Origin of the sequence: Streptomyces sp. ISL-96, assembly GCF_018614035.1 — a bacterium.
GTDB lineage: Bacteria > Actinomycetota > Actinomycetes > Streptomycetales > Streptomycetaceae > Streptomyces.
The window spans coordinates 48,261-69,932 of record NZ_JAGGPA010000019.1 but is presented as its reverse complement, the minus strand read 5'-3'; the positions used below and the strand labels follow the sequence as shown (position 1 = coordinate 69,932).

The following is a 21,672-nucleotide window of genomic DNA, read 5'->3' as shown; positions in this document are numbered from 1 at the left end:
GTCGTGACTCATCGCGACTCAAGCACCCGCCAACCCCCTCTGAGTCGCGATGAGTCACGACTCAGGCGAATGCGGGTCGGACAGGTTGAGGGTGATCCCGTTGTAGGTGGCCACCTGCCGGCCGTAGTGGTCCCGGGGTCGCGTCCGGTTGAGCTGGGGGACGACGGAGAGCAGGTTGCGGCCGAACATCTGCTTGGTTCCGACCGCGCGCACGCCGTTGTCTTCGGCCCACTCCCGCCAGACGGCCCACAGTGTGTCGACGGGAACGCTGCACGTCGGTCCGGTGGTGCAGCGCTCACGGACGAACGCGCTGGTTGGGGAGGCGGTGTCCTGCATGGTGATGACCGCTTCCCGACTGGAGGGCGGCTCGGTGATCCGGCCGTTGCACTCCAGTCGTGCCAGCCCGTCCAGTGCCCAGTTGATGATCCCGGGCATCTCAGCGGCGAGCTTGTCCGTAAGGGACGTGTCTTCCTTGCCGAGCCAGGAGACCGTCATGTTCAGCACCACGAACCGACGCGCGATGACCCCGGAAGAGTCGCCGAAGTGAGGCAGCTCGTTGGTCAGGATCATCAGCCGCGTGGGTAGCCTGCCGGTCCACGCATCGCGGTACTTGCGGTCGATGTCGATCGTGTCTTCCCCGGAGATGGTCAACAGCCGTTCGACGACCTGTCCGCCGTCGTGTCCGGACAGCCGTGCGTCGGAGATGACGGCGAGTGGTTTGCCCAGCAGGGAGGCCAGGCCGAAGTTGGTGCCGAGTCCGGCGAGGGTGGGTCCGGCGAGGTTCTCGCGGCCGACCAGACCTCGCCCTGTCTGAGGCGGAACGTCACCTCAGCCTGCGTACGGCAGACAGCGATCCGGCGTACATCGCGTACTTCGACGAAGTGGAGTTGGCAGCTGAGTTCGGGCACTGCTTCCGCGACCTGGGGCGCTCTGCGCAAGCCACGGAACGGGGCGCAGGCTCCATCTTTGGCGACGGCCTGAACAACCGCAGCGACTTCTTCGCGACCATGGTGCAGGCAGAGGCATACATCAATCAGGGCGAGGCTACGCGAGGATACGAGATCGCAATGAGCGCGCTGCGGCTCGGCGAGGGACTGAAGTCGGCGCGCTGCGTGCAGTACGTGCGCGAGTTCCAGGACCGCGTCACGGACAGCATGAAGCGGGCCGCGGAGTTCCGCGACTTCGCGGAACAGGCCCGCGGCTTCCGCCTCTGGCGACAGGTCGGCGCGCCGTCCTAGAACGGCGCCCAGTCACGACGTGAGCCGCCTGAGCGCAGCGTCTCTACCCGCTTCACGACTTCCTCGGCTGCGCGCGGATTTGTGCCGGCGTTCTGCGACAGCCACGTGACCATGAGCAGTTCTCGGACCTTGCGGAGCACGGTGTATCCGGACCATTGCCGGACGTCGAAACCATAGCCGTCCGCGAAGTCGGCGTATTCGGCCTCCGTGTGCCACCCGAAGCTGTCGTAGTACATCGCCGTCTGCATGAGATCCCACTCGCGAGGTCCGGTCACAAAGCCGTCCAGGTCGATGACCTTCGGGCGCCCGTTTGCATCGCGCAGGACATTGCCGATGTTGAAGTCTCCGTGCAGGGGGCCCGTCGGAAGGACGAAGCTCAAACGGTCGTACTCCACTACCAACTCATCTGTCAGGGACACGAGATAGGCCCTGGTCCCGGCTGGAATTACGGCCCGCTCCAAGCGCTGTTCGACTTTCTCGAAGGGGCGGAGTTCGGGCAGGGCAAACGTCGGCGGCTCCAGACTGTGGAACCGCCGCAGCAGGTCGCCCATCTCGCGCGTACTGGCGTACGTCTCGCCGTCCGCGAGCCCTTCCCAGAAGGTCACAGGGTGACCGTCAACGATGACGGGTTGTTCCGCCTTCGTGACGAGTCTCGCTGCGGGGTAGTCCGCGGCGGCGAGCCAACCCGCTACGGCTACCTCTCTGCGCACAGACGGCAGACGATCCGGACTGCGGCCGACGCGCGAGATGACCCGGCCTCCGTCGATACGGAAGACGGCATGATCGCCGAACCGCAGCATCTCGATGCCGTCCGGGTCCACGTCGGCGAGGGCGCACGCCCTCCGCAGGATGTCCCCAGCCGCTGCGGCGTCGAACACTGCGTGTTGGCTCGTCGTCATCCCGTCTAGCCTCCCTGCCTGACGGGAAGCGAACCGATTTCCCGCCCCCGTGTCGCTCCCTTGCCGATCAGCCCTTGCCCCTCCATCTGGGCGATGGCAGAGCGGACCGCAGTCCGCGAAGCCCCGAATTGTTCGCAGAGCTCCTTCTCGGTGGGGAAGCGGTCACCGACCTTGACGCCGTCAGCACGCAGGAGATCAGTCACCTTCTCGACCAACGGGCGGCGGTCACCAGTCCCCGCCACGTACCAGCCGGCCCCCTGCACGGACTCGATGACCCCCTCAGCCCTGAGCGTGTTCAGCGCCCGCTCAACGGTGCTGCGGCTTACATCAAAGGTGCTCATGAGCTTTGCCTGAGACGGCAGCTCCTCAGCGATCTCGCCCTTCTTGATCTTCTGACGCAGAGACTCAGAGACCTGCAAGTACGTACCTCGCGGACTGGCCTGCGGCACTCGATCTCCTCTTCGTTGGCCTTGGTTTGATGCGCCGGAGGTGGCTCACCTATGTGTAGCTTCGCATGCTGACTGCTGCCCCTGACGAGCTGCCATGGTGGGGCCTGTTCACCTGTCCGCGTCTATTCGCGTCGGTGCGGCAGCGGGTCGGGGGGCCTGCGGAGTCGCCCCCGGTCGGGCCTCTTCGTAGACTCGAAGGGTGGACGTCAGGACGGCGGGCGCTATCCAGTCGGACTCGGGAGAGATCGACTACCGAGCGTTGTTCGCCGCCACTCCCAGCCCGTGCCTGGTGCTGAACCCTGATCTCGTGATCGTGGATGTCAATGAGTCGTTTCGCCTCGCCACCGGCTACGGCGCCGAGGCCCTGGTGGGAAAGTTTTTTTTCGAAGCCTTTCCCGACAACCCCGCCGATCGGGAGGATGACGGGCCGCAAAGCGTATCCGTCGCGCTGAAGCGCGCTTTGGAGACCGGCAACCGGCAGGCCATGGGCATGCTGCGCTACGACATCCCCGTCCCTGACCGGCCGGGACGCTTCGAAGAACGCTGGTGGTCCCCCATCCACACTCCGGTGCTGCGACCGGACGGAGAGGTGGCCTGGGTCCTCACACGGGTGGAAGACGTCACCGAGTTCGTGCGCGCCCGCCAGGGCATCCATCGGCTCGTCGCATCGATGAGCCCGCTGGAACAGGAGATGGAGGCGGAACTCTACGCCCGCGCCAGAGAACTCCAGCGCCTGAACGAGGAACTGCGCATAGCCCACGCCAAGGAGCGCAAAGTCGCTCTCACACTGCAAGAGGCCATGCTGCACTCCCCGGACCTGGCCCGGCACGAGGATGTGGCCGTGCGCTACCTGCCCGCCGTCGGTTCACTGAGCGTGTGCGGTGACTGGTACGACACCGTCGACCTGCCCGAGGGCCGCTTCGCCGTCGCCGTCGGCGACGTCGTCGGCCATGGCCTGGACGCCGCCACCGTCATGGGCATGCTCCGGAGCGCCCTGTCCGCCGCGAGCCGCACCGTTACCTCGCCCGCTCACGCCCTCGAGGTTCTGGGCATGTATGCCCGCGCCGTGGAAGGGGCTCTGGCCGCCACGGCCGTCACTGCACTGATCGATACCCGCTCCCGCCTCATCATCTACAGCAGCGCCGGCCACCTTCCGCCGGTTATCCTCCACGCGGACGGCAGCCACGAGCTTCTCGACCAGGCCACGGACCCACCACTGGGTGCCCGGCCCGAACACGTGCCCCGCCCGCAAGCCAGCACCGCCTACCGGCCCGGTGACAGCCTCGTCCTCTACACCGATGGCCTCATCGAACGCCGCGACGAAGACATCGACATCAGCCTGACCCGGCTCACCGATGCACTCGCCGTCCATGCCGGGCTCAGCCCCCCGGACCTCGCCGACGCTCTGCTCGACCACCTCGCCGTCAGCCGCGGCGCCCGTGACGACATAGCCCTGCTCGTCGTCAGCCTGTGACCCACCCGCCGCCAACACGGCGGAGGCCCTCATGCATGCCGAGCGTTCAGCAGTCGGCGGCGGACATGCCTGACTCTTCCTGCCTTGACGGGCCAGCGGCTTCACCTAGTGCTGTGACCGGAAACGATCACCGGGTTGGTGCTGTGTTGGTTGGATGGGAGGAACGTCCGTCGGGCGGAGCCTTGTTGTTGAGGTTCCCGAGCGGGTAGCGGTTCGCCCAGTGGTGTCAGCACCGGCCGTGACCTGCGGCGGAGTGTCAGCGGTGAACTTCGGCTTCTTCGACCAGGAGGTGGGGCCTGGGCGGGCGAGACGCTTGGTCAAGGCACATCTGGCCCAACGATTCAGATGGTCCAAGCCGGACAGCCAAGGGTGGAGGGAAGGCGCAATATCGCCACGCCCGTCTGCGGCGAGTTCGTGAGATCACCTGGTTGGCAGCACTTCACCAAGCACGACTGGATTGGACTTGGGAACAGGTAGGTGCTATTCCCTCATCTGAAGTAATAGCACCCTGCGCATTGGGGGCTTTGTCGGATGATAGGCAATGCGACTTTACATATTTTCATCGCACTTCGCGCCATTGAATGCGTAATCATTCCCCCTCTGCCCTTACTTATTACTGACACGCGCATTTCCCTGCGTAATATGCAGCAACACAAACAAGGCTTCCCGGGCGATCGGTAGGCCCGGTACGCCACGCTCCGGACCCCATCAAAAAGGAAATGGCCTCTCGATGAAGCTGCAGTTCCCTCAAGCGGCTCGGCGCCGCACATTGTCAGGCTGGTTGGCCTCGGCTCTGGCCGTAACGGTTGCCGCCGTAATGGTCGCTGTGACGCCGACGCAGGCGCTGGCCATCGCGACACCCGTACCTCTGGGCACAGCCGCCAGTTTCTCCGTTCTGGCGGGTTCGGAGGTCACCAACACCGGCCCCTCCGTGATCGACCACGACCTTGGGGTGCACCCGGGGACGGCCATCAGCGGGTTCCCGCCCGGCGTGGTGCTCGGCGAGGTGCATTCTGCGGACGCTGTCGCCCAACAGGCCAAGTCCGACTTGGTCCAGGCGTACAACAACGCGGCCGGCCAGGCCACGGACTTTGCGCTTCCGGCGGGAATCGGCAATGGCGACACGCTGCTTCCGGGCGTCCACACTGCTGTATCCGGTGTCGGACTCAACGGCGATCTGATCCTGGACGCCGGGGGAAACCCCAACGCCGTCTGGGTGTTCCAGATTCCTGAAGCGCTGACGACAGCGTCCTCCAGCCGAGTGCTCCTCACGAACGGAGCTTCGGCGTGCAACGTGTACTGGCAGATCGGGAGTTCGGCCACACTCGGCACCGACTCCACCTTCGTAGGCACGATCATGGCTCTGACCTCGATCAGCGTGACCACGGGGGCGAACATTGAGGGCCGTGCACTGGCCCGCAACGGTGCCGTGACGCTCGACACCAACAGGATCTTCCTCGGCGAGTGCGCGACCACCACCGGTGGAACGACGTCCGGCACGACCACCGGAACCACGTCTGGCACGACTACCGGCACGACCACGGGTGGAACCACGACTGGCACGACCACCGGTGGTGGGAGCATCTCCGGCAACACCGCCGGGAACACGCAGGGCAACACCTCGGGGAATACTGCGGGCAACACCGCCGGGAACACCACCGGCGGGAACACGCAGGGCAACACGGCCGGAAACACTACCGGCGGGCCCGGCGGCAAGCCTGGCAAGCCTGGCCACCACGACAAGCCCGGTTGGCCTGGCCATCACGACAAGCCGGGCGGGCCTGGCCATCACGACGACAAGCCGGGCGGGCCGGAACACGGTGACAAGCCCGGCCACGGCGAGGAGGACGACGTCTACAGCTACGGCTACGGCGACAAGCCCATGGGCCACAAGGGCTAGGCAGCACATTGCAGTAAGCCCGCTCATCACGTGACGGCGCACGGCGGAGTCCTCATCGAATCCGCCGTGCGCCATTGGTGACAGTGGGAAGGCGCCGGCTGCACCACTACCTGCGCTGGCGCAACGTGAACGCCCGACACCCGGACGTCCTGGCAGCCCAACGCCGGGAGCGCGCCCGCATCCGCAGCGAAAAAAGCATCCGCTGGGGCGGCCGACCACTCGCAACCGCACCTGACCGCCCAACCCGGTGATCGTTTCCGGTCACAGCACTAGCAAACGTCCATGGCACACGCTCAAGGGTCGTTGTCACAGGACAGTGGCGTTCGTTCGCGCTCGGCCCGCGTGTGGCCCGTCTCATGCGAATTGGCCCCTGTCTCAGGTGATCCGGTCCGATTCGCTCGTCGTCTCAGGCGATCTGGTCCGTCGGCGCTACTCATGTCACGCGAGCCCTTGACCTGCGCGGCGATGACACCCCAGGGTCTCGGTGAACAGCACACGCCAATATGCTGGACCGATGGCGTCGATCAAGCAGTTCCAAGTCACCTTCGACTGCGCAGAACCTGAGCGCGTTGCTCGTTTCTGGTGCGAGGTGTTGGGGTACGTCGTACCGCCGCCGCCGGAGGGGTTTGCTACTTGGGACGATTACAATCGCTCGCTGCCGCCTGAGCGTAAGGATTCGGCGTTCGTCTGCAGTGATCCCTCAGGTGTGGGCCCGCGGCTGTACTTCCAGCGCGTTCCCGAAGGCAAGGCCGTCAAGAATCGGCTTCATCTTGACGTGCGGGTCGGCACCGGGCTCGTGGGTGAAGAGCGCCTCGCTGCACTCGAGGCCGAGTGCGCACGACTGGTCGCGCTCGGCGCGGTGCACGTGCGAACGCTGCTTGCCGATGACGACAACGAGTCGTGCATCCCGATGCAGGACATCGAGGGCAACGAGTTCTGTCTCGACTGAGGGGCCGCGAACGTGTCTTCGTTCTGTCCCCATGGGCCAGGACGAAGAACCGCCCCCACGCCTGAGGCCGACACCAAGAGCGTGATCACCCTCTACCAATCCCTTGGCGAGTTCTTCGGTGACCGCGAGCAGCCCGATGGGCTGCCTACGATCTCCAAGAACTACCAGCGGTGGCTGAGCACCCAAGCCTGGTATCAGTTCGAGACAGCAGAGACGGACCAGATCAGCTGAGACGGCCCCAGACATCCGCGTGTCCGGGACCAGATCAACTGAGATTTCCGACGCCGCGGCGTCTCAATTCTTCTGGTCGCCGCAGGTCACAGCTGTCACCACGGACCAGATCGTCAGAGACGGGACAGCGTGCAGCGGGGCCGTCTGTGGGCCGTCGAAGGGCGGCCCCAAGCGACCAACAACGACCATTGACGGCCGCTCGACTGCTGGCCAGCACTGCTCTGACGTCGATCACGCGAGGCCGCTACCGAGCCGCGCAACTTCCTGCGCAACAAGAAGCAGGAGTGGGACAGAATCAGCGGCCGAGGGTGTGCGACTTCTGGGTTGTCGGGTCCACGACGATCACGAACGGGTCTCCGTAGGACTTCCTGGCCCAGCCCCGGCTTCTCTTCGGAGGCGGCCCTGCCATCGCCTTTTGTGTCCGGTAGCTGTCCACCACATCCGCGTACCGCGGATCAACCCACTCGCGCATATCGGCCTCGTCCTTCTCCGTTCCCCAACGACCGTACGGGCGTTGGGGAACGGAGGCCAGAGCATCGGTTAGTTCCGGCCCGTATTGGAGCAGTCCCCGGTGCACGTACCTTCCCCGCCGCCCTCAGAGTGCTCGCACGACGCCGCTACGGGAATGCTGGTGTCGGTGGGGGCGACCCACATGTCGGGGCGCGGGGTGTACCCGGCGGCTGTGATCGCTTCCTGGCTGCGGGTCAGGGCGTGCGGGTCGTGTCGGCCGACGTCCGGGGGCTCGGGCACGTGGTGGACGAACATGCCCAGCCGGGCAGCCAGACTCGCCTTGACGCGCGTGTGCAGGATCAGCGCGTGCCATCCCTCATCCACCACACGGGACGGCTTCAGGCGGGCACGGGGATGCGCAGCGCAGGCGGCCTCGAACTTCAGCGCCTCCAGGGTGACCAGCTCCGCAACGTTGAGCGCCATACCGGGGTTGTTCCGCTGGACGGTAGCGGTGACCGCGACGAGGTCCTCAGGGTTGATTAGATCGCGGGCGTCCCGTGTTACGGGTGCCTCGGTGGTGATACTCATGGGTGGTGCCTCCGTCGGTTGTGGTGGAGGTGCATGGACCCGCCTCGGCTGTCGACCTGTCCAGGGGCGTAGCAGCCGAGGCGGGGGCTTAGGGGTTTGCCGCCGTAGCCGAAGGGGCGGCCTCCAAGCCGATGGTTCGCCGTGGGGAACGCGACGGCGCGTCGCGCACGAGGTCGTCCTCGGTAATGGGGTCACCGCGCCAGAGCAGGGTCACGCCGTGCTCCGGGCAGTAGGCGCTCTGGTCGTCCTCTTCGGGGAAGTCGTGGTCACCCTTGGGGCACCGTGTCATCGCCTTGCCTCGCGGTCTGCCCGCCGCAGCCGATCACCGGTCGCGCACCCGTCGAGACAGGTTGGGCAGTCCTGGGTGTGGACGATCAAAGCCAGGTACTCAGCCATCACGGGATGGTGTCCGCAGGCGCGCGGATACCAGTGGGTGACGTGGCCGAGGATGCGTAGCCGCCGGGGGCCGAGGTCGACGGCCGTACGGGGGGTGAGGGTGATGCCGCAGAAGACGCAGTCCACGCCGCGCTGCTGGCTCTGGGACAGGGTCTCGATGCGGGGTAGGTCCCTGGCGACGGTGCTCAAGTTCGACTCCCTGGGCTGCGATGGGAGCGGCACCGGCCTGTCTCTGACGGAGTGGGGCCGGTGCCGCCTCATGCAGATCACGCTATGAATATGCGCGATCACAGCCCAGTGACGTAGTGCACCAGTCGGCCCGTCAATTGCCGCCCAGCTAGGACAAGTTGTCCTAGCCCCTACAGGGAAGGGTCTACGCCGAGGCGCGCGGCGAGGCTACGCAAGGACGTGTTCCGTCGCCGCTCCGCCTCCAGCATCTCCCGAACTGTGGCAGCAGCCAGGGCCTGAAAGCGGATCCACTCCGGCTGCTGCTCCTCCACCGCAAGGAGGTCCGCCAAGGCGCCGTCGAGGTCACCCACCTGGTAGCGGGCCTGGGCGACATCGACACGGTGAGCGGCGGCGTGCACGGGGCGGGTGATCGCGTCGAGGTCCACGCGCTCTGCCAGGGCGAGCGCCGCGGCCGGCTGGTTGTTCCGACCGGCCAGCGCGATGTTCACCTGCTGCGTCTGAACATCGGTGACGGAGAATGCGCTTCCGTACACGCGGACGGGGCCGGAGCGGACAGCTGCCGTCTCGGCGAGGTTGAGCAGTTCCTCTGCATCGTTGCGCTGGTCCCGTCGGGCGGCGGGTGTGGCAGCGGCCAGCAATAGGTTGCCGTATACGGCGAGTTGCGCCGGCGTCGACTTGCGGAAGCTGGGCTCCAGCGCGTCCGCCTTACGTTCGGCGACGGCCTGTGCCTGCTCCCACCTGCCTTGCCGCAGCAGGACCCATGACAGGGTGGAGACGCCCATGCCTGACATGAGCGGGTCCGATGCCTTCTCGGCGGCGGCGAGCTGCTTCTCCACGGCGGCGAATGCCCAGTCGGGATGCCCCGCCTGGGTGCAGAGGGACGCGGCGAGCTGATAGGCCAGGGCGAGTTGTTGCCACACCCGGTCGGTACCGGCCTCCCGCGCTACGGCCTGGCCGTCGCGGAGTATCAGGGGCAGCATCCCGGACAGGCGGGAGTAGTCGCCCCGCCAGTACATGCCGGTGGCGGCCTTCGCCGAGTCGACCCACGCGGACTCGTCGGGCGGGTCCTCCAGGTTGTCGTCTGCGAGTACGCCGGGGAGGACACCGATGTCCTGGATCGCGTCGCGCAGGGCGAGGAGGCCGCCGTCGTCCGATAGCTCTTGGGTCACGGTGGGCTGTCCTACCAGGCGCTCAAGCTGCACGTCGAGGGCGCGCGCGAGCGACCGCAGCGTGTTGATGCGCGCGGACTGCCGGATGCCCTGCTCCAGCTTGCGGACGGTGTCCACAGAGACGCCGGCGCGCTGGGCGAGCTGCTCCTGGGTGACGTCGCGGAACTCCCGCAACGAACGGATGCGGTCGCCGATGGTCGTGTTCATGTGTACCCCCGCCAGAGGACTGGCTGTCCACGCTACGCCCGACAGAGAGTGGGCGGCAGGGCTTGCCGGGGGTTCCCTGGTCGCCCTTTGGGCCAGGTATCGGGACTGGTACCTCGGCGCGATCCGGCAGACGCTCCACGGCCCTGGACGGATCCGGGCCGCGCGACATCTTACGCTCCGCGCGCATCCGGAGGCGACGGCCGGACGTATCGGCGGACGCTCTGGCGGAGGCGCGGGAGCAGGCCGACGGGCGTGGGGTCGGGCAGCGGCTGGTGCTGCGGGAGGAGGATGCCGGGGCGTTCCCTTCGGAGCGGGGCTTCGATGTGGTGGTGAGTGTGGGGGCCACGCATGCCTTTGGCGGGCTGATGGGCACGCTCGCCTCGGCCCGCAGGCATCTCGCGCCGGGCGGGCGGGTGCTTGTCGGTGACGCGTACTGGGAGGCGGAACCCAGCGCCGAGGCGCGGCAGCTGCTCGGGGAGTACGAGGATCTGTCGAGCACTGTGGATCGCGTGGTCGCGGACGGCTGGACTCCCGTGTTCGGGCACATCAGCACGCGCCAGGAGCCGGACGACTACGAGTGGCACTGGACGGGAGCCCTCGCCGAATGGGCCCTCGACCACCCTGGCGACCCGCACAGCCAGGAGGCCCTCGCGGCGGCGGACCGGCACCGGTCGCAGTGGCTGCACGGGTATCGCGGCTGCTTCGGGTTTCTCACGCTGGTGCTGAGGCCCGGTGGGTCTGGTACGGCTGTCAGTCGAGTGGGATCATTTGGGTGATAGCACCATGAAGGGTAGGAAGGGGAAAAGATGTCAGCGATCAAGGAAGCCGTCGACATAGCGCGCCGCCCTGAAGACGTCTTCGCCTACGTGACCAACGCTTCGCACCTGCCCGAATGGCAGGAGAACGCGGTGTCCGTACGACCGGTGGGTGACGCGCCGCTCGGCGTGGGATCGCAATTCGTGGTGACCCGGCGGATCGGTCGCCGGGAGATCCCGATGACCATGGAGGTGGACGAGCTGGAAGCCCCGAGGAGCTGGCACATGCACGGTATCGACGGCCCCGTCAGAGGGGACGTGACCGGCACGATCGAGCCCCTCGGCGACGGCGAGCGCTCGCGCCTGACGTTGTCCCTGGACTTCGAAGGGCACGGGATCGGAAAGCTGCTCGTTCCGCTCGTCGTACGCCCGCAGGTGACCAAGGAGTTGCCGCGGAACGAGCAGAACCTGAAGAGGGTGCTCGAGCGGAGCGGCTGAACTCGGTCTCCACTCGGTCTTTTGGTCAGCTGAAGAGCCAGCGGGTCTGGCTGTAGACGCCCTTGCCGAAGCCGAAGGCCGTTGATGGGGCGACGCGGAATACCACCGCCCGGTCGCCCTCGCCGTAGAACGCTCCGTCGCGTACGTCGAAGTGCCAGTCCGGGCCGTACTTCGTCTCGTACGCCGCGGCCAGGCGACGCAGTCGCGATTCGTCCGTCTCCCGGGTCGCCTTGCCCTCGACCACCAGGTCGAAGCCCTCGCGCAGGGTGTTCGCGCCCGTGGTCAGGACGACGTGCGGGTTGGCGGCGAGGTTCTTCGCCTTGCGTTCCGCCGGGCCCGTGCAGAAATACAGCGCGTCGTCCTGCCAGACGGCGAGCAGCGGAGTGACGTGCGGGCGGCCGTCCGGGCGTACGGTCGTCAGCCAGAACAGCTCGGCCTGCTCCAGCTGCGGCATCGCGTCGGACCAGGCGGTCGGGGTCGCGTCCTTCTCGCTGTAGCGGGCGTCCAGCCGGGTCTCCGGTTCCGGAGTGTGGTCCTCCATGGTGCTTGCCTCTCGCTCGCGGTCTGTCTGTCCGTTCCTTACCTCTTAGGAAGACAGACCGTGCCCACGAGCGAAACTCAGCGGACGTCGGTCACCGGGCTGGTCGTGACCGGCGCCCGGCCCACCGGCTGCCAGGCGGAGGCGCCCTGGCCGGTCCAGTAGAGGCGGCCGTCCAGCGCCACCGCCGCGACGGAGGTGTTGCCAGTCGGGTCGGTGGTGGACGCGGGGGCTCCGCCGAAGAGGAAGTTGCCCTGGTTCCAGCGGGGTACGCCGGTCGAGCCCGGGGGCAGGGGCAGCGCCGCCGTGCCGAGCCTTCCGGATCCGTCGCGGGCGGCCAGCAGCGTCTCCGTGGCGCTCACCGGGCCGAAGCCGGCCCGGCCGCCCAGGTCGGTGACTTCGGCAGCGGGAGCCGCGGCGGTCACCGCGCCGCCGGGTGGCCCGGCGGCGAACCGGGCGGAGAGGACGGCGCCGGAGCCCGGCTTGCGGAAGTACAGGCGTACGCCGTCGCCGTCCGGGTGGGCGGTCGGCGGCACCGGGGTCGCGGGCAGCGCGGTGGGAACCGGGCCGCGCATCGGGGCGCTGGGCGCGTCCTGGGTCCAGACGACGGTCGAGGTGAGGGTCTGCGCGAAGACGTAGGCGCGGCCCGCGCTGTCGAGGGCCGCTGTCGGGTCGCCGAACAGCTGTCGGCCGCCCAGCGCCCGCCACGGGGTCCAGCTTCCGCCGGGGAGCTGCGTACGCGAGCTGAGTGCGTGGCCGCCGTCGCGGAGGTAGACCGTCGCCAGGCCCTCGCGGTCGACCGTCACGGCCGGGGCGCTGATGTCCAGGGAATCGGGCGCCTGGGCGGACTGCGGCATACCGAGTGACTGCCAGAGGCCGAAAGGACCGCCCACGGTGCGCTGCACGGCGGTGACGACATCGCGGCGGTAGCCGACCGGGCCCTCAAAGGAGGTGCGGGTGCCGAAGAGGGCTATTCGGCCGTCGGGCAGCTTCTCGGATGTGATGCCGCTGTCCAGGCCGGTTCCGCCGAGCAGCGTCGGACCGGTCCATGCGGGCTGGGAGGCGCCATTGGACGCCGGCCGGGACGCGCGATCGGACGCGGGGTGGGCTGCGGGCTGGGCTGCGGCCCCGGCGCTGGTGCCGGCCCCGGCCCCGGTGCCGGTGCTGGTCCCGGATCCCGAACCGGTCCCGGCCTGCTTGCCCGGCTCGCGGTGCCAGACCGCGAGGCGCGTGTCCAGTACCGAGAACGCCCACAGCTCGCCCTCGCGCGCGCCGCTCTGGAGCCACGAGGTGCTGTTGTTGCGCGAGTGGCGGATGCCGTACACCCAGCCGGGGCCCGTCGGCCGCCCCGCCACCTTGCGGTCGCCGCAGCCGGCCTCCGCGTCGCAGTAGTTGTCCGGGTACTCGGTCCAGGCGTACGTCTTCAGCGTGTCCAGCTTCTCCCGCACCGCCTCCGGGCCCAGGACGTGCGGCAGGCTGCCGTTGAGGTAGCCCAGGTAGTTCTGGACGGTGAAGTGCGGGCGGTCGCCGCTCTTGCCGTACTCGGTGAGCGCCAGCTGGGCGAACCTGGCGCCGTACATGTGGTCCTGGTGGTCGGGCAGCATGCGCGGCGTGGACTCACGGCCGTTCGTCGGGTCGAGCATCCGTACGAACGTCGGCTGGAAGCGCTTCAGCAGCCCGGAGATGGTCTGGACGACCTGCTCCTTGGTGTACGAGAAGTTCTCCGTCACCGGGGTGTCCGACGACAGCTCCGACTCCAGCGCGGCCACCTGGCCGTCCCACAGCCCGTGCAGGCTGTGCGGCCGGTTCGCGGCGCTGGCGCCCGCCTCGTGCAGCTGGAGCCAGACCAGGCTCACCTCGGGGCGCGCCTTCAGCGTGTCGAGCTCGGCCCAGCCGCCGCCGTCGGTACGGATCGCGGAGCGCTGCCAGGGGCTGGTGCGGTCGCCGGTGGCCATCTCGGCGTACGCGGCACGTATGCCGTTCTGCCGGGCCTCGGCGTACCGCTCCTTGTCGGGCGCGGGGAGCGGGACGCCTTCGTTCGCGCCGCCGCGGAAGGAGTTGACGCCGTCCGCCTCGCCCGCCGTCAGGTAGACGGAGGTCAGGCGCTTGCCGGTGCGTATGGACTGGCTGAGGTCGGGGTTCATGAAGAACAGGTCGTCGTCCGGGTGGGAGACGATCTGCACCACGGACTCCGCGCCTGCGCGGACCGGCACGGCCGCCACCGCCGCGTCCGGCTTTTCGGCCGTCACCGTCGTGGCCGCCGCCCCGGAACCGGAGTCCGCGAGCGGACCAGCGGGACCGGCGAGCTGGATGCCCGTCACCGTCAGCAGCAGGGTCGCGAGGACGACGCTGGGCAGGCTGCGGCGCGGCAGGCGGAACGTACTACGGGCCCTGGGCGGCATAGGAACGGTGCTTTCGGTGTGCGGCGGTGTGTGGTGGTGCTGCGTACGAGATGTGGTGCGCCCAGGACGGCGCTGATCATCGCGCTGACTGTGGAGCAGAAGTGAAGAGGGTTTCACGTGGGATCCGGTTCATCGGCTCCCGGAACCCGTGATGTTGCGGATCTCACTGGGCTTCTCCGTCACATCCGTCACATCCGTCGTATTCGTCACAGCTCTCCCGGCAGCCGGGCCGCGGGCCGTCCCGCTGCTCCTGCGGATAGGCTCGGGAGCCGGACCTTGACCGGACGGTTGTACGGACAGGTGTACGGACCGTGGGATCGGCCGGAGCGGGAGGCAGAATGTCGGCGCCGGGGCGCAGGAGCAGCACCTTCACTCGGCTGCTGAGGCACGGTTTCACCGATCCGTCCGCCGCCGAGCGGCTGCTCGGCGCGCCTGAGCTGGCCGCCGTACGCAACGACCCGGTGCTCCTCGACGCGCTCGGCGCGACCGCCGATCCCGATCTGGCGCTCCTCGGGCTCGTACGGCTCGCAGAGGCCCAGGGCGAAGACGAGCGGCGCGTCTTCCTCGACACCCTCGTCACCGCCAAGCCGCTGCGCGACCGGCTGCTCGGTGTGCTCGGCGCGTCCGAGGCGCTCGGTGATCATCTGGCGCGGCATCCGCGCGACTGGCACGCGCTCGTCACGTACGAGGCGGCGGATCTTCATCCCGGAGTCGCGGAGTTCGAGCGGGGTCTCGCCGAGGCCACCGACCCGGTGTCGCTGCGGGTCGCGTACCGGCGGTGCCTGCTGTCGATCGCGGCGCGCGATGTGTGCGGTACGACGGATGTCGCGCAGGCGGCCGCCGAGCTGGCCGACCTGGCGACGGCGACCCTGCGCGCCGCGCTCACCATCGCCCGCAAGGCCGCTCCGGAGGACGCCGCGGTGTGCCGGCTCGCGGTCGTCGCGATGGGCAAGTGCGGCGGGCACGAGCTGAACTACGTCTCCGACGTGGACGTGATCTTCGTGGCGGAGCCGGTGGAGGGGGCGGCGCAGGGAGCCGAGGAGGACCACGCGCTGCGCGCCGCGACCCGGCTCGCCTCCCACCTCATGCGGATCTGCTCCGAGACGAACATCGAGGGCACGATCTGGCCGGTCGACGCGAACCTGAGGCCCGAGGGGCGCAATGGGCCGCTGGTACGGACGCTGTCCAGCCACCTCGCGTACTACCAGCGGTGGGCCAAGACGTGGGAGTTCCAGGCGCTGCTCAAGGCGCGGGCGGTGGCCGGTGACCTGGCGCTGGGCGAGGCGTACGTCAAGGCCGTGTCGCCGCTCGTGTGGCAGGCCGCCGAGCGGGACAACTTCGTGTCCGACGTACAGAAGATGCGCCGCCGCGTCGTCGACAACATCCCGGCCGCGCAGATCGACCGCGAGCTGAAGCTGGGGCCGGGCGGGCTGCGCGACGTCGAGTTCGCGGTGCAGCTGTTGCAGCTGGTGCATGGGAGGAGTGACGCGACCCTGCACCAGGGCTCGACGCTCGGCGCGCTGAAGGCGCTGTCGGCCGGCGGGTACGTGGGGCGGGCGGACGCCGTGCAGCTCGACGAGGCGTACCGCTTCCTGCGCGCCATGGAGCACCGCATCCAGCTGTACCGGCTGCGCCGCACGCACCTCGTGCCGCAGGACGAGGCCGATCTGCGGCGGCTCGGGCGCTCGCTCGGGCTGCGCACGGAACCCGTCCGGCAGCTCGACCGGGCATGGAAGCGGCACGCCGCGGTGGTGCGCCGGCTGCACGAGAAGATCTTCTACCGGCCACTGCTCGACGCGGTCGCGCAGCTCGCGCCCGGCGAGATCCGGCTCAGCCCGAAGGCGGCCGGACAGCGCCTGGAGGCCCTGGGGTACGCCGATCCGGCCGCCGCGCTGCGGCATCTGGAGGCGCTGTCGTCCGGCGTGACGCGCAAGGCGGCCATCCAGCGGACGCTGCTGCCGGTGCTGCTGGGGTGGTTCGCGGACTCCGCCGACCCGGATGCCGGCCTGCTCGGGTTCCGGAAGGTGTCCGACGCGCTGGGCAAGACGCCGTGGTACCTGCGGCTGCTGCGGGACGAGGGGGCGGCGGCGGAGAATCTGGCGCGGGTCCTGTCGGCCGGGCGGCTCGCCCCCGATCTGCTGCTGCGGGCTCCGGAGGCGGTGGCGCTGCTCGGCGACCCCGAAGGGCTGAAGCCGCGCGGGCGGGCGCATCTGGAGCAGGAGGTGCTGGCCGCTGTCGGGCGTGCGGACGGCGCGGAGGCGGCGGTGGCGGCGGCGCGCGGGGTGCGGCGGCGGGAGCTGTTCCGTACCGCCGCGGGCGACATCATCGGATCGTACGGAACCGAGGAGAGCCCGGCGGAACCGGACCCGGGCGCACTCGTCGACCGCGTCGGCAACGCCCTGACCGACCTGAACGCCGCCACACTGGCGGGCGCCCTGCGGGCCGTGGTGCGGGAGCGGTGGGGGGACAGGCTGCCGACGCGGTTCGCGGTGATCGGGATGGGGCGCTTCGGCGGCCACGAGCTGGGCTACGGCTCCGACGCGGACGTGCTTTTCGTGCACGAGCCGTGGGACGGCGTGGGCGAGCAGGAGGCGGCGCAGGCGGCGAACACGGTCGTCGCGGAGATGCGGCGCCTGCTCCAACTCCCTACTTCTGACCCGCCGTTGCTGATCGACGCGGACCTGCGGCCGGAGGGCAAGAGCGGCCCGATGGTGCGTACGCTCGCCTCCTACGCGGCGTACTACCGGCGGTGGTCGCTGGTCTGGGAGAGCCAGGCGCTGCTGCGCGCGGAGCCGATGGCGGGGGACGCGGAGCTCGGCCGGCGGTTCGTCGAGCTGGTCGATCCGCTGCGGTATCCGCGGGCAGGGCTCGGCGAGGACGCGGTGCGCGACATCCGGCGGCTCAAGGCGCGCATGGAGTCCGAGCGGATGCCGCGCGGGGCGGATCCGACGCTGCACGCGAAGCTGGGGCGCGGCGGGCTGAGCGACGTCGAGTGGACGGTCCAGCTGCTGCAGATGCGGCACGGCGCGGCGGAGCCGGGCCTGCGGACCCCCCGCACGCGCGAGGCGCTGGCCGCCGCCCGGACGGCGGACCTCATCGCGGCGGACGACGCGGCGGTGCTCGACGAGGCGTGGGTACTGGCGACGCGGGTGCGCAACGCGGTGATGCTGGTGCGGGGGAGGGCGGGCGACACGTTTCCGTCGGACGGGCGTGAACTGGGGGCGGTGGCGCGGTACTTGGGGTACGAGGCGGGCCATGTCGGCGACATGCTCGACGACTACCGGCGCACGACGCGACGGGCGCGGGCGGTCGCCGAGGAGCTGTTCTACGGGGCCTGAGGGCTAACTCGCCCAGTGCGTACGGATGTGCGCGCGTCCAGGGCGGCGGTCCACTTCGGGCCCGCATCACAACCAATGCCCGCAAGATCTCCCACTTCCCAAGTAGTCGCACGGAAGTGGTGCGTAGCAGTTGCCTCTAGGCAGAGGCGCCGCCGCCCAACAGGCGACGGCAGTGCGCGATGAAGCCCTCCAGGGCCAAGTCGAACGCCGCGTGCGTGCGGTTCGGGCCCGCCGCCGCCAGGGCGAGGGCCAGGTCCGGTGTCGCCGTCTCGTCCGGGAGTTCCCACATCGTCTCCGGCGCCGCCATGTCCAGCGCGGAGCCCAGCACCAGGTTCTCCAGCGCGCTGATCACGGCCATCACGTCCGCCGTCCCGAAGCCCGCGTCCAGCAGCAGCCGTACCGCGCGCTCGTACTGGTCGAGAACCTTCGGCGCGCGCACCGGCGAGGTCATGAGCAGCGGGATCGCCCGCGGGTGGGCGGCGAACGCCGCGCGGTACGAGCGGGCCCAGGCGGCCAGCGCCGCGTCCCAAGGCTCCAGCTCCAGGGTCGAGGCGTCGATGGCGGAGGCGACCCGTATGCGCAGCAGCTCGACGATCCCGTCGCGGCCCTCCACATGGTGGTAGACCGACCCCGTCTGTACCCCCAGCCGCCGCGCGATCTGCGGGACGCTGAACTCGCCCTGCTCGTCGACGAGCTCCAGCGCCGTCGTGGCGATGCGCTCCCGGTCCAGGAGCGGTGTGCGCGGCCGGCCCATGTCGGTCCCCTCAATCTCAGGTCAATGTCAGGTCTTCCCGGATCCCCGTCGGGAGGCTACATTGCCCGAAACCGAAAACCGAAAGCCTTTAGGTTTTCGGTGTGACGGTCGTGTCGCCCCTGCCTCCCCGCCTGCCGCAGAAGGGCCTGTCCCCGCATGTCTGTGACCCCCAAGACCTCCCCGGAGAGAACCGGGCCAGCCGCCGAGCCGACGCCCACCCTCCGCCGCGCCACCCTCGGCCCCTCGGACATCGTCTTCTTCGTCGTCTCGGCCGCCGCCCCGCTCACCGTCATGGCCGGCGTCGCCCCCCTCGCCATCATGCTCGGCGGCGTCGGCGCCCTGGCCGGCTACCTGATGGCCGGCATCACGCTCGCCGTCTTCGCCGTCGGGTTCACCGCCATGACGCGGTACGTCCGGCACGGCGGCGGTTTCTACGCGTACATCACCCGGGGCCTCGGCCGCCCCGTCGGCATGGGCGCCGCGCTGCTCGCCATGATCGGCTACAACGGCATGGAGATCGGCGTCTACGGCCTGCTCGGCAGCGCCACCCAGGACACCGCCAAGTCCCTCTGGGGCATCGACATACCGTGGCTCCCCGTGTCCCTCGCCGGGCTCCTGCTGGTCTGGTACCTCGGCTACCGGTCCATCGACTTCGGCGCCAAGGTCCTCGGCGTACTGCTCCTCGCCGAGACCGGGATTCTGGTGCTGCTGGCGGGAGGCGTTCTCCTTGAGGGCGGCGCGCACGGGCTCTCCGCCGACTCCTTCACCCCCGGCAACATGGCCGGGCCCGGCATGGTCGCCGTACTCGCCATGGCCTTCGCCGCGTTCACCGGCTTCGAATCCACGGCCATCTACCGCCGCGAGGCCCGCGATCCCGGCCGTACGGTCCCGCGCGCCACCTACATCGCCGTCGGCTTCCTCGGCCTCTTCTACGCCTTCGTCGTCTGGACGGTCATCCAGGCGTACGGCTCCGCCAAGGTCGTCCAGGCCGCCACCGACGACGCCGGCGGGCTCTTCTTCACCGCCATCACCACGTACGTCGGCGGCTGGGCCGCGGATCTGATGCACATCCTCATCGTCTCCAGCGTCATCGCGTCCCTCCTCGCCTTCCACAACGCCATCAACCGGTACGGGCTCTCCCTCGCCGAGGAAGGCGTCCTGCCCGCCGCGATGGGCAAGGTCCACCACCGCCACCGCTCGCCCTACCTCGCCGGAGCCGCGCAGACCGCGCTGGGCCTGGTCGTCGTCCTCGGCTTCGCGCTGGCCGGGGCTGACCCGTACACGGAGCTGCTGCTGTGGGTGAACACCCCCGGCATGATCGGCCTGATGGCGCTGCAACTGCTCGCCGCGATCGCCGTGCCGTTCTTCTTCCGGCACATCAGCCACACCGAGAACATCTGGCGCACCACCATCGCCCCGGCCGTGGCCACCGTGCTGCTCACCGTCGCCCTCTACCTGGTGGCAACGAACGTCGAGCTCTTCACGGGCGCCACCCCGGCCATCAACATCACTCTCGTCGCGGTCGTGCCCGCCGTCTTCCTCATGGGCATCGCCATCGCCCTGCGCCTGCGCCGCAGCAGGCCCGAGGTGTACGCGGACTTCGCCGCCGAACCCACCGAGTAAAGGAAGCGCAAGAACGTGCCTGAAGCCGATCTCATCCTCACCGGGGCCCGCGTCCGCACCCTCGACCCCACCCGCCCCGAAGCGACCGCCGTCGCCGTACGGAACGGACTGATCGCCGCCGTCGGCGACGCGTCGGACGTACGGGACTGGCGCGGGCCCGGCACCGAAACCGTCGACCTCACCGGGGCGACCCTCACCCCCGGCCTCGTCGACAGCCACAGCCACCCCGTGTGGGGCCTGGAGATGTCCACCGGGCTCGATCTCTCCGCCGTACGCGACCTCGACGCGCTCCGCGCCGCCCTCGCGGGCGCCGAACGCGACGAGGGCGGCTGGATCGTCGCCTTCGGCCTCGACCACAATGCCTTCGGCGGCCGGCCCGTCGACCGCGCCCTCATCGAGGACGCGCTCGCCGGCGCCCCCACCTTCATCCGGCTGTACGACGGACACTCGGCCCTCGTCAACGGCGCCGCACTCCAGGCCGCCGGAATCACCGGGCCGCGTACTTTCGCGCAGCGTTCCGAGATCGTCTGCGACACCGACGGCCGTCCCACCGGGCACCTCATCGAGCACGCTGCCATGGACCTCGTGTACGCCGTGGCGCCCAGGCCGTCGTACACCGAGCGCCGCGCCCGCCTGGGGGAGCTGCTCTCCGCGATGGCCGCCACCGGCCTGACCGGAGCCCATGTCATGGACCTCGGCGGCGACTCCCTGGAGCTGCTCGCCGCGGTCGAGGAGACGGGCGACCTTCCCGTACGGCTCCTCCTCGCCCCGTGGTGCATGCCGGGCGCGGACGCCGCCGACCTCGACGGACTTGTCGCCCTGCAGAAGGAGTCAGGCCGCCTGTGGCGCGTCGGCGGCGTCAAGTTCTTCATGGACGGCACGGTCGAGGGCGGCACCGCGTGGCTGGAGCACGCGGACTGCCACGGCCAGGGGACGGAGGCGTTCTGGCCGGACCCGGCGGCGTACAGCGAGGCGGTGCGCCACCTCCACGCGGCGGGCGTACGCACGGCCACCCACGCCATCGGTGACGCGGCTGTGCGTCATGTCCTGGACACCGTGGAAGCGCTGGGTGCGAGCGGTCGTCTGCGCCACCGCATCGAGCACATCGAAACCCTCCCCGAGGACCAGATCGCCCGCTTCGCGGCGCTCGGTGTGATCGCCTCGATGCAGCCGCCGCACACCGCGTACACCCGCGCCGACCACACCGACGAATGGTCGAAGCGGCTCGGTGACGAGCGGGCGGTGCGTGCGTGGCGCTGCCGCGATCTGCGGGACGCGGGCGCGGTTCTGGCCCTTGGCTCGGACTGGCCCATCGCTCACTACGACGCCCGTCAGGTGCTGGCGACCGCCCGTGCGCCGCGCGGCGCGGCGGAGGCGGGGCGCTCGCTGAGCGGCCTGATGGCTCTGGAGGGCTGTACGACGCATGCGGCGGTGGCGGGCGGTGAACAGGGGGCATCGGGGCGTATCGCCGTTGGCCTCCGGGCCGATCTCACGGCCCTGGGCCTGGACCCCGTCGAGGCTCCGGCCGATGAGGTGGCGCAGGCGCCGGTACGTCTGACCGTAACCGGCGGCAGGATCACGCACCGGGGCTGAGGTTCCCCTACCCGCCCCTTCCCGAAGTCCTC

21 protein-coding genes and 1 pseudogene are annotated in these 21,672 nt (G+C 69.4%); 11 read left to right on the top strand and 11 right to left on the bottom strand.

Annotated elements, in window-relative coordinates; all coding sequences use genetic code 11:
* Window positions 1-54: 54 nt before the first annotated feature.
* A complete protein-coding gene (locus J7E96_RS13100; protein WP_285439448.1) occupies window positions 55-798 on the bottom strand; it encodes a DUF5906 domain-containing protein in 744 nt (247 codons plus the stop codon).
* 89 nt (window positions 799-887) lie between these two features.
* Here J7E96_RS13100 and J7E96_RS13095 point away from each other — a divergent pair, with 89 nt between their 5' ends.
* On the top strand, window positions 888-1,238 hold the full coding sequence (locus tag J7E96_RS13095; protein WP_251069830.1) for a hypothetical protein: 351 nt from the start codon (window positions 888-890) through the stop codon (window positions 1,236-1,238).
* Here J7E96_RS13095 and J7E96_RS13090 read toward each other — a convergent pair.
* Entirely contained in the window at window positions 1,235-2,137 is a 903-nt protein-coding gene (locus tag J7E96_RS13090; protein ID WP_215130750.1) for a phosphotransferase enzyme family protein, read from the bottom strand. The two genes, J7E96_RS13095 and J7E96_RS13090, sit on opposite strands and share 4 nt — an antisense overlap.
* Before the next feature lie 5 nt (window positions 2,138-2,142).
* Window positions 2,143-2,586: a GntR family transcriptional regulator gene (locus J7E96_RS13085; protein WP_215130749.1), complete on the bottom strand. Its 444-nt coding sequence runs from the start codon at window positions 2,584-2,586 to the stop codon at window positions 2,143-2,145.
* 199 nt (window positions 2,587-2,785) lie between these two features.
* Between J7E96_RS13085 and J7E96_RS13080 the strand changes: the two genes are divergently transcribed.
* From J7E96_RS13080 to J7E96_RS13065, 5 genes and pseudogenes are all read left to right on the top strand, one after another.
* A complete protein-coding gene (locus J7E96_RS13080) occupies window positions 2,786-4,060 on the top strand; it encodes a SpoIIE family protein phosphatase (protein ID WP_308295926.1) in 1,275 nt (424 codons plus the stop codon).
* 730 nt (window positions 4,061-4,790) lie between these two features.
* Window positions 4,791-5,960 (top strand): ice-binding family protein, encoded by a 1,170-nt coding sequence (locus J7E96_RS13075; protein ID WP_215130748.1) that lies wholly within the window; start codon window positions 4,791-4,793, stop codon window positions 5,958-5,960.
* 71 nt (window positions 5,961-6,031) lie between these two features.
* Window positions 6,032-6,211: pseudogene (locus J7E96_RS38740) on the top strand (hypothetical protein); the annotation flags it as partial.
* 263 nt (window positions 6,212-6,474) lie between these two features.
* Window positions 6,475-6,909 (top strand): VOC family protein, encoded by a 435-nt coding sequence (locus J7E96_RS13070; protein ID WP_215130747.1) that lies wholly within the window; start codon window positions 6,475-6,477, stop codon window positions 6,907-6,909.
* An 81-nt stretch (window positions 6,910-6,990) separates the two neighbouring features.
* Window positions 6,991-7,140 (top strand): hypothetical protein, encoded by a 150-nt coding sequence (locus tag J7E96_RS13065; RefSeq protein ID WP_215130745.1) that lies wholly within the window; start codon window positions 6,991-6,993, stop codon window positions 7,138-7,140.
* A 295-nt stretch (window positions 7,141-7,435) separates the two neighbouring features.
* On the opposite strand, the gene J7E96_RS13060 is transcribed toward J7E96_RS13065, so the two are convergent.
* From J7E96_RS13060 to J7E96_RS13040, 5 genes are all read right to left on the bottom strand, one after another.
* Window positions 7,436-7,612 (bottom strand): hypothetical protein, encoded by a 177-nt coding sequence (locus tag J7E96_RS13060; protein WP_215130743.1) that lies wholly within the window; start codon window positions 7,610-7,612, stop codon window positions 7,436-7,438.
* A 68-nt stretch (window positions 7,613-7,680) separates the two neighbouring features.
* Window positions 7,681-8,178 (bottom strand): hypothetical protein, encoded by a 498-nt coding sequence (locus tag J7E96_RS13055; protein WP_251069828.1) that lies wholly within the window; start codon window positions 8,176-8,178, stop codon window positions 7,681-7,683.
* Between the two features lie 88 nt (window positions 8,179-8,266).
* The gene (locus J7E96_RS13050; protein WP_215130761.1) at window positions 8,267-8,467 is read right to left on the bottom strand and encodes a hypothetical protein; all 201 of its coding nucleotides are present in this window, start codon (window positions 8,465-8,467) and stop codon (window positions 8,267-8,269) included.
* The gene (locus J7E96_RS13045) at window positions 8,464-8,763 is read right to left on the bottom strand and encodes a hypothetical protein (RefSeq protein WP_215130741.1); all 300 of its coding nucleotides are present in this window, start codon (window positions 8,761-8,763) and stop codon (window positions 8,464-8,466) included. The genes J7E96_RS13050 and J7E96_RS13045 overlap by 4 nt, the downstream gene beginning before the upstream one ends.
* A 170-nt stretch (window positions 8,764-8,933) precedes the next feature.
* On the bottom strand, window positions 8,934-10,139 hold the full coding sequence (locus J7E96_RS13040) for a helix-turn-helix domain-containing protein (RefSeq protein WP_215130739.1): 1,206 nt from the start codon (window positions 10,137-10,139) through the stop codon (window positions 8,934-8,936).
* A gap of 62 nt (window positions 10,140-10,201) precedes the next feature.
* Here J7E96_RS13040 and J7E96_RS13035 point away from each other — a divergent pair, with 62 nt between their 5' ends.
* On the top strand, window positions 10,202-10,915 hold the full coding sequence (locus J7E96_RS13035) for a class I SAM-dependent methyltransferase (RefSeq protein ID WP_215130737.1): 714 nt from the start codon (window positions 10,202-10,204) through the stop codon (window positions 10,913-10,915).
* A gap of 30 nt (window positions 10,916-10,945) precedes the next feature.
* Window positions 10,946-11,392, top strand: a complete 447-nt coding sequence (locus J7E96_RS13030) for an SRPBCC family protein (RefSeq protein WP_215130735.1) — start codon at window positions 10,946-10,948, stop codon at window positions 11,390-11,392.
* 25 nt (window positions 11,393-11,417) lie between these two features.
* Here the strand turns inward: J7E96_RS13030 and J7E96_RS13025 are convergent, their stop codons facing one another.
* Window positions 11,418-11,933: a pyridoxamine 5'-phosphate oxidase family protein gene (locus J7E96_RS13025; RefSeq protein WP_215130733.1), complete on the bottom strand. Its 516-nt coding sequence runs from the start codon at window positions 11,931-11,933 to the stop codon at window positions 11,418-11,420.
* A gap of 77 nt (window positions 11,934-12,010) precedes the next feature.
* Entirely contained in the window at window positions 12,011-14,332 is a 2,322-nt protein-coding gene (locus tag J7E96_RS38150) for a PIG-L family deacetylase (protein WP_215130731.1), read from the bottom strand.
* Window positions 14,333-14,670: 338 nt separating this feature from the next.
* Here J7E96_RS38150 and J7E96_RS13015 point away from each other — a divergent pair, with 338 nt between their 5' ends.
* Entirely contained in the window at window positions 14,671-17,670 is a 3,000-nt protein-coding gene (locus tag J7E96_RS13015) for a bifunctional [glutamine synthetase] adenylyltransferase/[glutamine synthetase]-adenylyl-L-tyrosine phosphorylase (protein WP_215130729.1), read from the top strand.
* Window positions 17,671-17,806: 136 nt separating this feature from the next.
* On the opposite strand, the gene J7E96_RS13010 is transcribed toward J7E96_RS13015, so the two are convergent.
* Entirely contained in the window at window positions 17,807-18,424 is a 618-nt protein-coding gene (locus J7E96_RS13010; protein WP_215130727.1) for a TetR/AcrR family transcriptional regulator, read from the bottom strand.
* Window positions 18,425-18,580: 156 nt separating this feature from the next.
* Between J7E96_RS13010 and J7E96_RS13005 the strand changes: the two genes are divergently transcribed.
* Window positions 18,581-20,047 carry an APC family permease gene (locus tag J7E96_RS13005; protein WP_215130725.1) on the top strand — a complete coding sequence of 489 codons (1,467 nt, stop codon included), beginning with the start codon at window positions 18,581-18,583 and terminating at the stop codon, window positions 20,045-20,047.
* 15 nt (window positions 20,048-20,062) lie between these two features.
* Window positions 20,063-21,640, top strand: a complete 1,578-nt coding sequence (locus J7E96_RS13000) for an amidohydrolase (protein ID WP_215130723.1) — start codon at window positions 20,063-20,065, stop codon at window positions 21,638-21,640.
* The last annotated feature ends 32 nt before the right edge of the window (window positions 21,641-21,672 follow it).

Bases quoted from the DNA above. Each gene is read 5' to 3' on its own strand.
- J7E96_RS13055 (WP_251069828.1), bottom strand. From the start codon at position 8,178: ATGAGTATCACCACCGAGGCACCCGTAACACGGGACGCCCGCGATCTA.
- J7E96_RS13050 (WP_215130761.1), bottom strand. From the start codon at position 8,467: ATGACACGGTGCCCCAAGGGTGACCACGACTTCCCCGAAGAGGACGAC.
- J7E96_RS13015 (WP_215130729.1), top strand. From the start codon at position 14,671: ATGTCGGCGCCGGGGCGCAGGAGCAGCACCTTCACTCGGCTGCTGAGG.
- J7E96_RS13060 (WP_215130743.1), bottom strand. From the start codon at position 7,612: ATGCGCGAGTGGGTTGATCCGCGGTACGCGGATGTGGTGGACAGCTAC.
- J7E96_RS13070 (WP_215130747.1), top strand. From the start codon at position 6,475: ATGGCGTCGATCAAGCAGTTCCAAGTCACCTTCGACTGCGCAGAACCT.
- J7E96_RS13030 (WP_215130735.1), top strand. From the start codon at position 10,946: ATGTCAGCGATCAAGGAAGCCGTCGACATAGCGCGCCGCCCTGAAGAC.
- J7E96_RS13025 (WP_215130733.1), bottom strand. From the start codon at position 11,933: ATGGAGGACCACACTCCGGAACCGGAGACCCGGCTGGACGCCCGCTAC.
- J7E96_RS38150 (WP_215130731.1), bottom strand. From the start codon at position 14,332: ATGCCGCCCAGGGCCCGTAGTACGTTCCGCCTGCCGCGCCGCAGCCTG.
- J7E96_RS13075 (WP_215130748.1), top strand. From the start codon at position 4,791: ATGAAGCTGCAGTTCCCTCAAGCGGCTCGGCGCCGCACATTGTCAGGC.
- J7E96_RS13090 (WP_215130750.1), bottom strand. From the start codon at position 2,137: ATGACGACGAGCCAACACGCAGTGTTCGACGCCGCAGCGGCTGGGGAC.
- J7E96_RS13040 (WP_215130739.1), bottom strand. From the start codon at position 10,139: ATGAACACGACCATCGGCGACCGCATCCGTTCGTTGCGGGAGTTCCGC.
- J7E96_RS13005 (WP_215130725.1), top strand. From the start codon at position 18,581: ATGTCTGTGACCCCCAAGACCTCCCCGGAGAGAACCGGGCCAGCCGCC.
- J7E96_RS13010 (WP_215130727.1), bottom strand. From the start codon at position 18,424: ATGGGCCGGCCGCGCACACCGCTCCTGGACCGGGAGCGCATCGCCACG.